The following is a 15844-nucleotide window of genomic DNA, read 5'->3' as shown; positions in this document are numbered from 1 at the left end:
GTGACGACTTTCGCCGAAGTTGCCACCTTACGCTACAATTAATGTAAGTAGTTCGACATATTGATGAACAAGAAAAAAGCGTAAAGCCCCAGTTCTTACAGGCTCTTACGCTCTTTTTGATTGCTCATGTAAAATACTCCAACTTCGCATTCGGAAAGTACTTTTCCATATAGCCGTATAGATAAGATTTTATTTCATCCTCTTCGTCTTTTTGGTAAATATACTTATCGATTCCATACTTGCCCCATTTGCAAATAACAATAATGACAATGCTCCATACATCCCGTCGCAAGATGGATTGCATAATCGGCTGAGGGCTTGGACGTATCGAATTCTGAAAAGGAATTAGCGAGAATAAAAATAGAGAAATAAATGTCTTAGCTACACGAGAATTTTGTGGTATCTTTTTATGAGCTTAAGACTGTAATTAAACTCGATGAAATTCGAGCTATAGTACAGTCTTTTTGTTTAAACTAGATATTAGAAAATCATAAGGTGGCGAGCATCTCCGATATAAGACTTAAAAAACCTCACTTACTTATGAAACGGTTCACCATGACACATCTAAATGAGGTGCTTCCATTTAGATTTGGCTCATAAGATACACCATATAGAGCATTTCTTTGTAAAGAGGAATGCTCTTTATATTTGCCCAAGTTAACTTATTAACAACAAAAACATTATAATAATCAATATAAATACATTGTATATCGATAAATGTAGTGTTAATATATAATAAACAATACCTAAGAGAGGTGCTTTTCATGAAACCGGGAATGTTTTAGAATACAAAAGTGATGATGACATTTAGAGACAATTTGACAATTATTAAGGGAGGTTTAAACGTGAACAGTAACAATTTGATTACTAAAAATATTTCAAACCCGCATGAGCTGGAGAGAATGTTTAGAAATGACCCCAAAGCCTTTAAAAAGTCATTCTCATACACATGGGAACAAAATCCTGATTCGCATGTTCTTGCTGTTTGGTATGAAAGATTGAATTTCAAGGAGACGGCACATACAGAAAAAACTTTCTTGCATCAGAAAGGTTTCTTATTCATGGGCATTTTAGCTATTCTGGCTGGGATAAGCACTAGGATCATTTTCCATTTTGTCGAACAGCAAGCAATTGCCCCAATTAACCTTGCTTTTGGGATTCTTCCCTTTATTGCAGTCTATTTTGTATACAAAAATAAACCTCAAAAAAAGGTACTTTACACACTTACATTGTTGTTCCTAATCTCCGGTTTGTATATTAATATGCTGCCATTAAATGATACTGACAGTACCATCCTTGCTTATTTACACCTTCCCATATTCCTATGGGGATTGATAGGGCTTGCATTTACAGGAAATGAATATTCAAAAGGCAGCACAAGATTAGCCTATCTTAAATTCAATTTGGAACTTTTTATACTCTACGCAAGCATGGCCATTAGCGGAATGCTACTAGCAGCATTAACTATGCAGTTATTTAGCTTTGTCGATTTGAATATAGAAGACTTCTATTTTAGAAACGTTGTGTTATTTGGTGCTGCCGCTCTCGCTATTGTGGCTACCTACCTGGTGTCAATGGATCTTAAACTTGCTAAGAATATTACACCATATATAGCTAAAATTTTTAGCCCTCTTGTACTGGCCACTTTGTTGGTCTATTTAATAACGGTTATTTGGGTCGGAAAAAATCCATTCTTGGACAGAAATTTCCTGATAGCATTTAACGGAATACTCCTTGGAGTCTTAGCCGTTACCATATTTTCAATTACCGAAAGTGGCACAGACGAGAAAAAGAGCATTTCTGATTATATAAATTTCGCACTAATTGTTCTTGCTCTTATCATTAACAGTGTAGCTTTGTCAGCCATAGTGTTCAGGCTTTCTTCTTATGGGATTACACCAAACAGACTAGCTATTTTAGGTGTGAACATACTTATCTGGGGAAATCTTATTTGGATTATGATCACCTATATGCGTTTTCTACAAAACAAGACCGGACCTTCACCCATCCAAGATGCGGTTACTAAGTATTTGCCAGTCTACGCACTTTGGGCGGCTTTCGTTACATTTACTTTTCCTTTCATTTTTTAATTAGAAAGGTTTTATTAATGTAACGGTTGCTGATCTTCCTAATAAAAGCCGAAAATAATCAAAGATCGATTCATAACCTGTTCATCTTCGGCTTTTTATTTTTCTAAAAAAATACCTCATTTACTTCTGATACGGTTCCCCGTGATGGTGCTAATCTCCAGGTCTATCAGAATAGTACTTAATGGTTAATATAAAAAACAGACTGCCTTTGTGACAGTCCGCCATTTATTGGATGTAATCAGATGATTTCCCTTTTCTTCACCACTTCTTCTCAATTCGATTCGTTTGTAGAATTGTGAACCCATTTTTTTCGAGTTTGTTTTGTAATTTCTCCAGTTCCTCATCCGTTTTATCGTCTCTGAGTGTAACGACGACGCGTCTTGCGAGTACTGAACCGTTGTCGAGCGTGAATAATCCTTCAATGTGCTCGCCGCGCAATGTTTTGGTCAATCTTTCGAGCGCACCCGCGGATTCAGACGATGCGACAGTCATATTGATGCCGCCTGTTTTTAGACCGAATGCATCTTCCAATACGCTTTCCACTTGGTTATGCGTGAGTATTCCGGTCAGTTTCCCGTCCTTAACAATGCTGATAAACGGCAATGCTTTAATTTCAAGTAACGCATTTAAGAACGAGACATTCTCATCTAAATGAATATCATGGTGTTTCACTAAATGGCTGATTGACTCATTTTCATCACCGTTTTGCTCAAGAAGATATTCGAGCAAGTCCATTTTATAGATCGCACCCTTATAGGTATCGTCTTCATCGACAACGGGCACGGCTCTGTATCCACTCTCATTGATTTTAACCAATGCTTCGGCAACGGTTTTGTCGCTGTCCACAGTTGCTACAGCGATTCTTTTTAATAATAAATCCCCAATATACATGGTCATTCCCCCAATGAATAAATTTCTGTACGATCATGATTTTTCGATTATTAGTAGCTACCTCTTATTATAGTAGATATTTGCTAGGAAGTACAAGGTGTCAGTGAGTAATGCCGGTGCAAGATACAAATTAGGCATCTCTTTTTGCAAAATTCAAAAAACCTTCTGAGTCCCCCCAGAAGGTATTTTCCAACCTAAATTTGCAGTTCTTTATTTTCTTCAGTTGTAAATGCGCGCGATCTTGTTAGGAAACGTTTCCCTTCCACTCCTTCTAACGAAAACATACCGCCCCGGCCGGCAACTACATCAATAATGAGTTGTGTATGCTTCCAGTACTCAAACTGATTTTTATGCATGTAAAACGGAGCACCGCCAATAGTACCAAGTAAGACATCGTGATCACCTATGATCAATTCACCATCCGGATAACACATCGGTGAAGAACCGTCACAACATCCCCCTGATTGATGAAACATAAGCGGGCCGTGCTTATTCTTCAAGAAGTCCATGAGTTCAAGTGCAGCATCCGTGGCAATTACGCGTTCAGTCATCCACACTTTCCTCCTTTATATCAATTTCGCCTTGGCGTAATTGCGTCCAGATTTTTTTCGAGTTTACTCGAAAAACTCCACTAAAAATCTGTGACATCCGCCGGAGGCTTTAACAAGGAGGAATTGAACTTCATTCCTCCCCATTCAGCCGGAGTTTGGACCCCCACTGAAAGAAAAAAGTTCGCATTCATCTCACCACTTATAGAAGTGGGAGACTTCTGCTGAATTCAGTTAAAAGAAGCCCTGTTTGTTTTCATTATAACTAACAAGCATATTTTTTGTTTGCTGGTAATGATTCAACATCATTAGGTGATTTTCGCGTCCTACACCAGATGCTTTATAGCCTCCAAATGCAGCGTGTGCCGGATAGACATGGTAGCAATTTGTCCAAACGCGGCCCGCTTGAATACCACGGCCAAAACGGTACGCAGTGTTCATATCCCTTGTCCAAATACCAGAACCTAATCCGTATAATGTGTCATTCGCAATTTCAAGTGCTTCTTCTTTCGTTTTGAATGTTGTAACAGAGACAACAGGTCCAAAAATTTCTTCTTGGAAGATGCGCATTTTATTATTCCCTTTAAATACAGTTGGCTGAACATAATAACCGCCTTCAAGTTCACCTTCCAACTTATTTTGTGCGCCACCTGTTAAGCATTCCGCTCCCTCTTGTTTACCGATGTCTAGATAGGATATGATCTTTTCCAACTGTTCCGTAGATGCTTGGGCCCCCATCATAACTGTCGGATCGAGCGGATTGCCGATTTTAATCGCTTCGACTCGCTCTAATGCACGTTCCATGAATTTTTCGTAAATCGATTCCTGAATTAGTGCGCGTGAAGGACATGTACAAACTTCCCCTTGGTTAAGTGCAAACATGACGAACCCTTCTACCGCTTTATCAAAAAACGCATCGTCTTCATCCATTATATCTTCGAAGAAAATATTTGGTGACTTCCCACCAAGTTCAAGCGTAACGGGAATTGCATTTTGTGAAGCATACTGCATTATGAGACGCCCCGTTGTTGTTTCACCTGTAAATGCGATTTTTCCAATGCGCGAGCTTGACGCAAGTGGTTTACCGGCTTCAAGTCCAAAACCATTTACAACATTCAGAACGCCAGCAGGTAATAAATCTTCGATTAGCTCAACGAGAACTAAGATTGATGCAGGTGTTTGTTCAGCAGGCTTTAACACGACACAGTTTCCGGCTGCCAGTGCTGGAGCGAGCTTCCATACGGCCATTAAAATCGGAAAATTCCACGGTATAATTTGTCCGACTACACCAATCGGCTCATGGAAATGATACGCTACTGTATCGTTATCTATTTGGCTGACGCCGCCTTCTTGTGCCCGAATCGCACCCGCAAAATAGCGGAAGTGGTCAATTGCAAGTGGTAAGTCGGCATTCAACGTTTCACGAACCGCTTTTCCATTTTCCCATGTCTCAGCAACAGCTAACATCTCCAAGTTCTGCTCCATTCGATCTGCAATTTTCAGTAGAATGTTTGAGCGTTCTGTAACAGATGTCTTTCCCCATGCATCTTTTGCTGCATGCGCAGCATCAAGTGCGAGTTCAATATCCTCGGCAGTTGAGCGTGCTACTTGCGTAAATACCTTGCCCGTTACTGGTGTCGGATTGTCAAAGTATTCCCCGTTTACAGGCGCAGTCCACTTACCGCCAATAAAATTCTCGTAACGTTCCTTGAAGTTTACCTTTGCTCCTTCGGTATTCGGAAATGCGTATACTGGATTTTCAACTGTTTGAACCATTCTATATTCCTCCCTTTTTTCTTTCTACGCAACACAATGTATGCGCTTACAACAAACTACTTAACTCCTATTCTGACAGATTAGATGGAATAGTTCAACTATTTGATTCGCTATTTTTTAGTATAGATAAAAAATGATTTTCACCTTCTTGCGGGGCATATTCCGATTAGTTTCATGCGCAGATACCTAAATGTCCGCTCTTTTGATGAAGATGTCCCCCTTTCATCGGATGTACGCTCTTTTCTCCGGGATGTCCCCTCTTTCTGTTCGGATGTCCGCCCTTTCGATGGAGATGTCCGCTCTTTTGACGATGATGTCCTCCCTTTCATCGGATGTCCGCTCTTTTCTTCGGGATGTCCGCTCTTTTGACGATGATGTCCTCCCTTTCATCGGATGTCCGCTCTTTTCTTCGGGATGTCCGCTCTTTTGATGAAGATGTCCCCCCTTTCATCGGATGTACGCTCTTTTCTCCGGGATGTCCTCTCTTTCTGTTCGGATGTCCGCCCTTTTGATGAAGATGTCCGCTCTTTCATTAGCACCAGGTATCTATACAAGAAAAAAAGTCTTCCCACCAATTTCTTGGCTGGAAGACTTTTATTTACTTGATGCATAGGCACCTAAAAAATTCAATCCGTAACTTTCATTGAAAAGCGAATGGTGCCGCCTGTTCGAAGTTGGGCAACTTTAGATAAATCGTCTTTTACAATTTTACCTATGGTTGCATATCCCCCTACAGTTTGAGCATCAGCCATTAGAATGATGGGTTGTCCACTCGTAGGGACCTGAATTGTGCCGAACTGGGTTGATTCACTTATAATATCAGCGCTGCTCTTGAATTCTAATGCGGAACCCGTTATAAAGTAACCCATCCGATCTCCACCACGCATTGTATAGGCAGAGCTGAAAAACTTTTGCACACTGACTTCTTTAAACAAATCTAAATGTGGGCTTGTCCATACTTCGACTTCGATATTATTTTTATATTGAGGAATATTCATTACAACAAGTCCACGATTCATCCCTTGTTTATTCGGAGTATTCACATAAAGTATCGAACCCTTTGTAACTACCACGCCAATTTTCCCTTTCGGATACGCGGATTGACTTCCTAAAACTTTAGCTGCATAAAATCCACCTTCTGGAATAATGTAAGCGATGGATCCGGTTTTCGGTTTCACGAAACGTAGTGTTTGGCCTTTCCAAACGTAAAAGGACTTCCACATAGGTGCCCGAGCATCATCAATCATCGCTGTCAGATCTGCACCTACTAATGTAATTCTATGATCCATTAGCACTTTTAACGTCAATCCACCTAAGAATAGCTCCAGTGCACTTTCTGTTTCTTCGTTGGCCGCAATTTCCATCCCTAATTGAAATGCATATTGATCCATGGGTCCAGAAACAGGCATGCCAAAACGTCGGTATCCAGTTCTTCCTATATCTTGTATTGAACTATATACACCGGGTTGGATGACTTGAAATAAAGGAATCAATTACCCTCACCTATTACTTTTACCATTATATTTTTAATTCGCAATAAATTCCGAAGTGATTCCACTCGCTTCGACACTTCATTTCCATCGCCATGAAAACAAATCGTATCTGCTTGTAACTGGATAATACCTCCGGAACTTGTTTGGACTTCCTCATTTAGTATTATGCTCAGTACTTGTTTTTCAATTTCTTCTTGAGTTTGTAAAACGGATTTAGGAAGTAAGCGGGAACATAAAAAGCCGTTTTCATCATAACGTCGGTCCGCAAATGCTTCCCTCGCAGTTTTAAGACCTATTTCCTCGCCTGCACGAATCAATTCACTATTGGACAATCCAAATAAATAAGCATCTGGTGCTGTATCATAGACGGCTTCTGCAATTGCAACTGCCACGTCTCTTTTTACAGCGGCTGTATTATACAGTGCTCCGTGTGGTTTAACATGAGCAAGTGGCACATTATTAATGATGCAAAACTGCTGAAGCGCTCCTATTTGATAAACAACAGCATTGTAAATTTCGCGTGAAGTCATGTCTAAATTTCGACGACCAAAACCTTGTAGGTCAGGATAACCTGGATGCGCTCCAATTGCCAATTTATGGTCTACCGCCTTTTTTATCGTGTAGGCTATAACATTGAAGTCGCCTGCATGAAAACCGCACGCAATATTCGCAGAAGTGATAAAAGGAAATAGTAACTCATCTTCACCTATTATATAAGGACCGTAACTTTCCCCTACATCTGCATTTATATCGATTCTCATCGGGGCACCTCCTTTATGCTTTCATAGATTTATTGTGAATTAATTTCTAATTCATGTTCCATTTCAAAATATTCATCAACACTAATAGAATAAAATGAGACAAAATCTCCTGCTTGTAAAAGAAAAGATTCCTCTCGGTTGGGACAATATAAATCGAGTGGTGTCCTTCCAAGAATATTCCATCCCCCCGGAGATTCAAGTGGATAAATCCCTGTTTGATTAAACCCGATTCCAACAGTCCCCTTTGGTACTTTCAATCGTGGCTTTTCCAGCCTTGGCACACATAATGCTGCATCCAGTTCACCTAGATAAGGAAAACCTGGTAAAAAACCAATCATATAAACGGTATAGATCTGTCCCGTATGCAAGGCAATTACTTCATTGCGCGAAAGCCCCGTATGCTTTGTAATTCGGTCCATATCTTCGCTGAATTTCTCATCATAACAAACCGGTATTTTTATGGACCTACGAGCAGTCAACGATTCCGTTAATTCAATAGATGACCATTTCCTAACAATGTCTTCAATAAGATCATTTGGATTTTTAAGTTCTTTTTCATAAAAAAGTGTAACGGTATGATAACTTGGGACAACTTCTTCTAAAAGGTAATTATTGTCTTCATTAATAAATCGACAAAACGCTTGAACTATTTTATACGTTTCATCATTAATGGACGTGCCAAATTGAAAACGAATGGATTGTTCGCTTGTTACCATTACTAAAGGTTCAGGATTCTTCTTACTGTCCATTTTCAGACAACATTTCAATACAAAGTTGTACTCCTTTTTTCAAATCTTCATGCGACCAACTTGGGATATTACCATGTTGAATGGCTAATTCATGGGAAGCCGGCATATGAAGGAACCCTGAAAGCATATTGTGGTTATTACTTTTTGCATACGCTAATCCTTCATACATTACATTATTACATAGATAAGTACCTGCACTATTTGAAATTTCTGCAGGCAATCCATTGGCCGTCAAATGATTGACCATCGCCCGAATTGGCAAGGTAGAAAGATAGGCGGGTTCACCATTCATATGTATCGGTTCATCTACGGGATTATTACCTACATTATCACGTTCCCCGTCTTTGAAATTAATGGCAATTCTTTCTGGCGTCATTTTGAAACGTCCACCTGCTAATCCCAAAGAAATAACGGCGTCGGGTTGCAATTGCTTAATATGTGCAAGAAGTTCATCACCGGATGCATTGAAGTCCACCGATAACACTTCACTATGAATAATATAGTCGCCAATTGTGAGACCATCGAGTTCCTGCACTATTTTCATTGTCGGATTTATAGTGTATTTCAAAAAAGGTTCAAAGCCATTTAGCAATAATTTCTTCATTATAATTAACCTTCTTTCCTATAATTTAAGTGGTCGTTCTCGAATTTTGCAACTTCCGTTGTTGGAGAATGAAGATTTTGCACTTCCAACAAGATGTAACACTGCCAAATTAAATTGCATTTGTGCTGAAATACACGTCTCATCTACAGGAATGCATTCTCTTCTTCACTCATCCACACATCAACTTCTATAATATCAAATAATGGGCGCGTATGCCCTTGCCCATCTTTAAAGGCAGTAACTGCGAAGCGTAATTTCGGAAGTATCTTTTCCATGTAATTGTTGTAAAAATAAGCAAGATCCGTTTGAAATTCATTTTTCAAAATTACTTCTAATGTCTTTCTACTTATTATAGGCTCAGACAGATATATTTCTATTCTTCCATTATACTCGACCACTTTTCTTCGGTTTGTCCGCTCTTTCATTAGTATGGGGTACTTGCACAAGAAAAGACAACAAACAATTTAAACAATTGTATATACTTACAAATTCAGAGAGTTTTCAGCATATTACTAATGATTATCTAATTGTAGTGTATAGTCAGATTATTTTCATGCATAGGTCCCTAAAATTCGGGGTATCGGTGCAAGAAAGAACAACAAACAATTTTTTATGATGATGTCCGCTCATTTCGTCGGGATGTCCGCTCTTTCTGTTTGGATGTCCTCTCTATTGATGAAGATGTCAGCTCTTTCATAACAATAGGTGCATGTGCAAGACTCAAGTCCAAAGCAATTCTGTATGGTGCATAAGTTGTGTTGTGCACAGGCACAACAATAGGTAGATAGGTAGATTACTTGAATATTAAAGTTAGCAATGTATAATAGACCATATCGGAACCAAAAAGGGGGGTTTGTGTAATAGTTCCCACTAAAAGGTATTGGAGTGTAATAAATGAAAAGTAAAAACTGGACTCTAGCAAGATTATCATCACTTACCATTATTTTTATTTTAATGTTAAGTGCTTGCTCGAATGATAAAAAAAATGATAGCAAGGAAGATCTAGGAAATACTTCAAACGAGGAAAATGTTACATATGTGGATGATGTGGAACAAATAATTACAAACAGCTGTATCACTTGTCATGGTGACAATTCGCCAACGATGGCTAAATTCGGCGAAGATCCTGAAAAATACAAAGCACTGTCGCAAGGACCACGTCTTGATACTTACGAAAACTTAACAGCCGTTGTGAATGGCTCTGAAGCTGGTGCACTGATGAGAAGATTAGATAACGGTGAAAACAAAGATGATGGCAAACCCGGGAATATGTATCAATACCTTGGGTTAACAGATGAGGAACGCGAAGAACAGCTAGAAATCCTAAAAGAGTGGGTTGGCCACTGGATTTTAAAAAGAGAAAATGAGTTAACAGATGAAGATCGTGAAAAATTTATAGTAGCTGAAAAATAAGCAAATAAAAGGGGCTGTCCAAAAAGTCATGAAAATGACTCAGGGACAGCCTCTTTATTTTTAACAATAGGTTCCTATGCAAGACGCAAATTCAACACAACTCGGAATAGCGTCTAAGTTGTGTAGTGCACAGGCACAGCTTACTAAGCCAAATGTAACACCTGATTTAACCGTTGATTTAGTTTTGTCTTTCATTTCTACATACCTCCAACGCATCGTATTTTATACCCTTCACCTTACCGTATCCGCCAACAGGGTAGCACTTTTAAAAACCAAGTAAGCTTCCTTGTGTGAGTAACTAACCCCGTCTAAACAGTTGTCAGAATCGTGTCAGAATTGTATGGGGGACTGTCACCAAAATTCCCTATAAACATCTAAGTTATAGGGAAAATCATTTTTCTTCCATTTCGACTTAATTACCGGCACTATTCGACCATCAGGATATACTAGTACTTCATCCGTAATTCCGAGTTCCGTTACTTCATTAAAAATAACTTCTAGAATTTGTAGTTTATATTCTAAATAGCTCCAAGCACATACCTAAAAAGGCACCCCCTACCTATTCATCAAGTTTGCTAAGTCCTGTTTTGACTTCGCTTGGCAAATCAAAGAAAGGTTGAATATCTTGGACATATTCCAAAACGCCCATAAATTCTTTCTCTTCATTAAAGAGTGCTTTATAAGTAAGATGAATGTATTGGCCATTCTTTTTGTACCACATGCTTTCAGAAGTTCTTTTCCCTGTTTTAAGATCGCGAATTAATGTCATTACTTTCATTAAACTTTTAGGGGGATGACAATTTGCTACATTACGCCCGATTGAGATTGGAGTTCGGACGAGCATCATTTCCGATGCCTCTGCCACTTTATTGAAGTATTTAAACATATCATTTTTATCGACAAATGTTATTTCCAGTGGCAAATTATCGAAAATCAGTTTAGCCTCTTCTGTCGTTAAGTAACCACCACCACCATAAACTAGGGTTTGTGCGGATAGTGTACCGCTAAGCGCATCTTCAATAAGTGTTTCTGATTTCGGCGTCCATATTTCGCCGGGAGTTTCGATGATTGCATAGCCAAACGCATCACTTTCATTTGCAATAGCTGCCCAATCCTCTTCACTAAATATCGTTTGAAGTATTGGTAAAATAATGGCTTCTTCTTGATATATCATTTCTTTAAATTCTTTTTCAAATACATCATACCTTTTCCGAACACGTTCAATATTTGTTTCATGATGTTCATCAAATTGTTTTTTTAAAGCCTGATATAAAGCACCGATACGAATATCCACCCTCCAGACAGTTCTTGCGGGGGCATAATAGCCATAGCGTTCTAAAATAGGAAAGTAGAGCTTTTCTTTACGATTATAATGGTTACGAAATTCCCCTAATCGAAATATAATATGTTTTAATTCATCTACTACTTGATTTGTTTTCTGAAGCCGGTTTTGATTCTTATCAATTAATTCAAAAAGGTCCTTGATTTGACTCATCACAACTTGAAATGCAGCGTTTTCTTCTTTAAAAACTTGAACTGGATGACCCGGATCGTAGATAGTTGCGTTTTTGGATAAATCGGGATAAATGCTGGAAAAATCTTTAACATCCTCAATCGTAATCCCATAGTCTCCGTTTATTAATTCGAGTTGTATTAACAGTATGTCTCGAAAACTGAAATCTTTTAAACTTCTGTCAAAATCGACTTGGATTGATGCAGTCAATCCATCATGGCGTAGACGTACGAATAGTTCTTTTAATGCGCTAATATTTTTTATATTAAATTGTACATTCAACATTTTTTCACCTCACAACAAATTTTGAAGCTTGAGTTGCCTTTTATTTCACAATTCACATACATGTGATGGAGCATCCAAAAAAATAAGAAGCCAGTAAATCCGGACAATATTATACATGTATTTATTATACATGTTTATGACATACTTTGAAAATCTATGGTTGCGGCGTACTTGTGCATGGAACAACAACAAACAATTCTTTTGATGAAGATGTCCTCTCTTTTTATGAAGATGTCAGCCCTTTCATAAGTATTCGACGCACACGGATACAACACAATAATTATGGCACGACCGGGTCACGCATACCCATTGGTAGAGATAAACGGTAAATGGATTGCAATTGACGCTAACGAAGTGGTCACAATACAAGGTTTAATTAACAATGGAGCAAGCCGGATGACAAAAACAACTTTTGAATGATAACCGAAACGAACAGAGCCTAATGAGGTTTGTACCCCATTAGGCTCTGTTTCTATATGAACAAGTTTTTTGGAGTGTGTAGTGAGAATACAATCATTCACATGCACCAAAAATTTATTCCTTTTTAAAATACCATTTATTATCAGGTCGATCACGCGGCGTCATATTGATGATAAAATACCCTATAATTAAAATCAGAATGACAAAGGAATAGATTAATGTATGGGTGGGATGATCGTGTTCTACAATGACTAATCTTACCATCGCAGTGATGCCGATATATATAAAATAACGAAGTGGGAAATGATATTCATCTTCAAAGTATTTAACAATCATCGCGATAAATTCGAAATATAGAAAGAAAATTAGAATATTCGCCAAGTAAGCATTATAGTCGGTTTGATCGCCAGCTAACAAATGTTGTCCAAAGACAAATAATTCTTTAATTAATAACACAGACAAAATAAGTGCGAGAATAACGAGCATAATATTCAAGAACATTTGTAAGATTTCCGGAAAAACTCGTAAAGCATGTGCATATCTTTTCTTGAGCATATTAGCTCCTCCCTTCATAGGTGTTTTATTATAAACGCTGGTAGATTTATTTGTCAATAATTTTGGGGGAAGAATTGGGGGCAAAAACACCTCCTTCAATTAATGCGTTTAACGCGTTAATTGAAGGAGGTGTTTTTTCAAAATTTCTATTAGGGCTGCTCTATTAGAATATGCGAGTCCAGAATATGTACATTTGAATTTTCACCGTGTTTTCGTATTCTGTATAATTCTTTTGTTTCGGCCACTTGCTGCTGGTGATGGGATACATTTTTTCTGATTTCACGTTTGCCCATTAGTTTGTATGCTTTACTTACTTTAGCATCAAATGAGGCTCTGCTTACGCCTACAACGAATGTACTTCCATCGTGAAAAATCACTTGCGTCATATGTTTACATTTTTCGACATAATCTTTAATCTGATGAAGTGCAAACCATATGCAGTCCTCTTTATACGGTGATTTACTTGGAAACCAACAGTGTGCTAATCGTTCATTGAAAATAACGGGATTCATATTGCTTTTGCCCAAAATCATTCGGGCCCCATCACTCGCACCCCTCAAGCTAGAACCAAAATAACCCAGATTAAAATCAATCAGTTTTGTCGGCCCTAATTTTACTCTTACTTCTCTATTTCCAGTTCGAATAGTCGTAAACAATGTACCGGTCTCATCATGTACCGGTAGTAAAACTTTAGCTCCGTAATCGAGTAAAAAACTATCCGAATAAGCCAATTTGTCCATCTCCCCATTTTTTATCTGTCATTTTTTTGTAATAGGGAGTATACTAACGATATGTTGGTATACTCCAACTCATTTCCCCGGGTCCTAATTGTCAACCACGACAGACTCGGGGATTTTTTGTATTTTTCAACACCACAACCCACTCACCTCCTTTAAGGCGAATCTATAGGCCTTTACAATCCCCACTTTCTTTCATTCACAGTATTTATTACCTAAAACAGAAAACATCATTTCATTTAATTGATTACCATAATATGTATATTAGTTACGTAATTGTATCTAATACATATTATATCCTATATTAACAACGATTGTCCAGAACTATCATAATCTTCTATTAACGATTTATTTATTAATAAAACAGCTGCTTTAATAGGATTTAGGTACGGTTAGGTACGGTGACAGTCCCCTTTACAATTCTGACACTATTCAGACAACTAGGTCGTTTTCTACTTTTTATAGTACTTGTGCAAGATACAACTACATACAAATTTAATGTGTTTTTCAGCATATATCTAATAAATATGTAATTATAGTGCATAGTAAAAATAGTCTTATGTTCAGGCATCCAAAACCTTAGAAAAATAACCCTCGTAAGTAATGTTCACCTACGGGGTTATTGTTTTATAATGCTACTCTTTCACAATCGCATCGGCTTCGTGCAATTGCTGCTTTATCATCTCTAACTGTTCTTTACTTTGTTCCACTGTATCCATATGCTCATGAAGTTGCTCCGCATTTAAGAGTGCACCTTCTGCATGGGATATTGAATTGAAAGCATGTTCAACCGCTATCTCCTCTGGGTGCGACATCGCTTGCTTTACTGAACGTTCCGCCTTTTGAACAGAGCTGCTTAAAAAATTAATTGGATTATCCTTTTTCCAACTTGTATTCGAATCCTTGCCCATTTTTCCTCATTCCTTTCCACACAAATTCTGATCCAATGCTTAGTATTGTTATATGTCCAGAAAATATGCATTGAGTAAATCCAATGAATTAATGTGAAGTACCTGTACAATTCACAACAAGCAATTCAACCAATTGTATATACATACGAATTCAATGTGTTTTTCAACATATACCTAATAAATATGAAATCGTAGTGTATGATCGGAACAACTTCATTCTCATGCACCTAAAATTTCACAAAATAAAAAAATGTCAACTACTTCCCAGTTGACATTTTTTTATCTCTGTAAGGACTGTTGTCGAGTCGATAGGACCATCCTCACATGTAAGCCGATAAGTTAAATTGTTTTACAATCCCACCCGAGATCATATCAGCCATTTCCAAAGCTTGCGTTTCTATTTTGTCATACGTATCAATGGAGGATTTATAATCCTTTTGAAGCATCAATACCGCTTCCGCTTTGGTTAATCCTAAATGGTCGTACATCATTTTTTTGAATTCATTTTCTGGTATATAAGGATTTATCCTATTTAGGAATTCCGCAATCCTATCTGCGTTGGCATGCCACTTTTTATCCGTATCCGCCACGGCTTTTTGATCACCCGCCTTTGCCGCCTTGACGAGATTGGCAGCAAGCACTAGATGCTCCTTTATTAAACTTTCGTACATTTCGGCTATCTGATCACCATAAAAAGGCCGTATCGCATTTCCATTATCTGTGGCATTCTGTAGAAGACGGGCGGTAACAAAGTCAATATCAGGTAAATTAAATACTAGTCCCATGATTGTCATTCTGGTCCAAGCTATGTGCTGTTCCCAAATCAGGCGCATATGATTTTTTAAACCAACTTCGGTCTTACTTATGCAAGAATAGCAGTATCTACAATAACCGTAAGGATGCATCATTCCACTCCCTTGTTTAATTTCCATACATTTATCCCCCATAAGGTTAGTATATGCACCATTCATCCCGGTTGATTAACCAAATATGGAGTAGGAAAATATATTTAGAGTAGCCGTGCAAACAACAACAACAAACAGTTCAATCAATTGTATATACGTACAAATTCGAAGAGTTTTTCAGCATATATCTAAT

General features: G+C 38.0%; 16 protein-coding genes and 2 pseudogenes. 3 read left to right on the top strand and 15 right to left on the bottom strand.

Features of this window, described 5'->3' with window-relative positions:
* Positions 1 to 124 precede the first annotated feature (124 nt).
* Together ACP8HH_RS02655 and ACP8HH_RS02650 are read right to left on the bottom strand one after the other, a co-directional pair.
* Positions 125 to 250 (bottom strand): annotated as a pseudogene (locus ACP8HH_RS02655) (spore photoproduct lyase family protein); the annotation flags it as partial.
* Positions 249 to 335 (bottom strand): annotated as a pseudogene (locus tag ACP8HH_RS02650) (spore photoproduct lyase family protein); the annotation flags it as partial. The pseudogenes ACP8HH_RS02655 and ACP8HH_RS02650, both read right to left, overlap by 2 nt.
* Before the next feature lie 510 nt (positions 336 to 845).
* Here ACP8HH_RS02650 and ACP8HH_RS02645 point away from each other — a divergent pair.
* Positions 846 to 2090, top strand: a complete 1245-nt coding sequence (locus ACP8HH_RS02645) for a DUF4153 domain-containing protein (protein ID WP_438315491.1) — start codon at positions 846 to 848, stop codon at positions 2088 to 2090.
* Between the two features lie 258 nt (positions 2091 to 2348).
* Here ACP8HH_RS02645 and ACP8HH_RS02640 read toward each other — a convergent pair whose 3' ends face one another.
* From ACP8HH_RS02640 to ACP8HH_RS02605, 8 genes are all read right to left on the bottom strand, one after another.
* Positions 2349 to 2981, bottom strand: a complete 633-nt coding sequence (locus tag ACP8HH_RS02640; RefSeq protein WP_438315488.1) for a CBS domain-containing protein — start codon at positions 2979 to 2981, stop codon at positions 2349 to 2351.
* Positions 2982 to 3175: 194 nt separating this feature from the next.
* On the bottom strand, positions 3176 to 3532 hold the full coding sequence (locus ACP8HH_RS02635; RefSeq protein ID WP_438315485.1) for a DUF779 domain-containing protein: 357 nt from the start codon (positions 3530 to 3532) through the stop codon (positions 3176 to 3178).
* Between the two features lie 231 nt (positions 3533 to 3763).
* Positions 3764 to 5305: an aldehyde dehydrogenase gene (adh, locus tag ACP8HH_RS02630; RefSeq protein ID WP_438315482.1), complete on the bottom strand. Its 1542-nt coding sequence runs from the start codon at positions 5303 to 5305 to the stop codon at positions 3764 to 3766.
* Positions 5306 to 5931: 626 nt separating this feature from the next.
* Entirely contained in the window at positions 5932 to 6798 is an 867-nt protein-coding gene (locus ACP8HH_RS02625; protein WP_438315479.1) for a biotin-dependent carboxyltransferase family protein, read from the bottom strand.
* Positions 6795 to 7559 (bottom strand): LamB/YcsF family protein, encoded by a 765-nt coding sequence (locus ACP8HH_RS02620; RefSeq protein ID WP_438315476.1) that lies wholly within the window; start codon positions 7557 to 7559, stop codon positions 6795 to 6797. The genes ACP8HH_RS02625 and ACP8HH_RS02620 overlap by 4 nt, the downstream gene beginning before the upstream one ends.
* 29 nt (positions 7560 to 7588) lie before the next feature.
* Positions 7589 to 8308: a 5-oxoprolinase subunit PxpB gene (gene pxpB, locus ACP8HH_RS02615; RefSeq protein ID WP_438315473.1), complete on the bottom strand. Its 720-nt coding sequence runs from the start codon at positions 8306 to 8308 to the stop codon at positions 7589 to 7591.
* Positions 8298 to 8912, bottom strand: a complete 615-nt coding sequence (locus ACP8HH_RS02610) for a pyroglutamyl-peptidase I (protein WP_438315470.1) — start codon at positions 8910 to 8912, stop codon at positions 8298 to 8300. Before ACP8HH_RS02610 ends, pxpB begins: the two co-directional genes overlap by 11 nt.
* A 143-nt stretch (positions 8913 to 9055) precedes the next feature.
* A complete protein-coding gene (locus tag ACP8HH_RS02605; protein WP_438315467.1) occupies positions 9056 to 9310 on the bottom strand; it encodes a hypothetical protein in 255 nt (84 codons plus the stop codon).
* 496 nt (positions 9311 to 9806) lie between these two features.
* Here ACP8HH_RS02605 and ACP8HH_RS02600 point away from each other — a divergent pair, with 496 nt between their 5' ends.
* A complete protein-coding gene (locus ACP8HH_RS02600) occupies positions 9807 to 10325 on the top strand; it encodes a c-type cytochrome (protein WP_438315464.1) in 519 nt (172 codons plus the stop codon).
* Between the two features lie 559 nt (positions 10326 to 10884).
* On the opposite strand, the gene ACP8HH_RS02595 is transcribed toward ACP8HH_RS02600, so the two are convergent.
* Positions 10885 to 12123: a PAS domain-containing protein gene (locus tag ACP8HH_RS02595; protein WP_438315461.1), complete on the bottom strand. Its 1239-nt coding sequence runs from the start codon at positions 12121 to 12123 to the stop codon at positions 10885 to 10887.
* 282 nt (positions 12124 to 12405) lie between these two features.
* On the opposite strand from ACP8HH_RS02595, the gene ACP8HH_RS02590 reads away from it, so the two are divergent.
* Positions 12406 to 12543 carry a hypothetical protein gene (locus tag ACP8HH_RS02590; RefSeq protein ID WP_438315458.1) on the top strand — a complete coding sequence of 46 codons (138 nt, stop codon included), beginning with the start codon at positions 12406 to 12408 and terminating at the stop codon, positions 12541 to 12543.
* A gap of 114 nt (positions 12544 to 12657) precedes the next feature.
* On the opposite strand, the gene psiE is transcribed toward ACP8HH_RS02590, so the two are convergent.
* The 4 genes from psiE to ACP8HH_RS02570 all read right to left on the bottom strand — a co-directional run bounded on the left by psiE (position 12658) and on the right by ACP8HH_RS02570 (position 15654).
* The gene (gene psiE, locus ACP8HH_RS02585; RefSeq protein ID WP_438315456.1) at positions 12658 to 13098 is read right to left on the bottom strand and encodes a phosphate-starvation-inducible protein PsiE; all 441 of its coding nucleotides are present in this window, start codon (positions 13096 to 13098) and stop codon (positions 12658 to 12660) included.
* A 149-nt stretch (positions 13099 to 13247) separates the two neighbouring features.
* Positions 13248 to 13838 (bottom strand): competence protein ComK, encoded by a 591-nt coding sequence (locus ACP8HH_RS02580; protein WP_438315453.1) that lies wholly within the window; start codon positions 13836 to 13838, stop codon positions 13248 to 13250.
* Positions 13839 to 14470: 632 nt separating this feature from the next.
* Complete coding sequence (locus ACP8HH_RS02575) at positions 14471 to 14746, bottom strand: hypothetical protein (protein ID WP_438315450.1); 276 nt, start codon at positions 14744 to 14746, stop codon at positions 14471 to 14473.
* A gap of 320 nt (positions 14747 to 15066) precedes the next feature.
* Entirely contained in the window at positions 15067 to 15654 is a 588-nt protein-coding gene (locus tag ACP8HH_RS02570; RefSeq protein WP_438318981.1) for an acetylglutamate kinase, read from the bottom strand.
* Positions 15655 to 15844 lie beyond the last annotated feature (190 nt).

It is taken from the genome of Sporosarcina sp. FA9 (genome assembly GCF_051550205.1).
GTDB lineage: Bacteria > Bacillota > Bacilli > Bacillales_A > Planococcaceae > Sporosarcina.
This window is presented reverse-complemented; position numbering and strand designations above follow the sequence as displayed.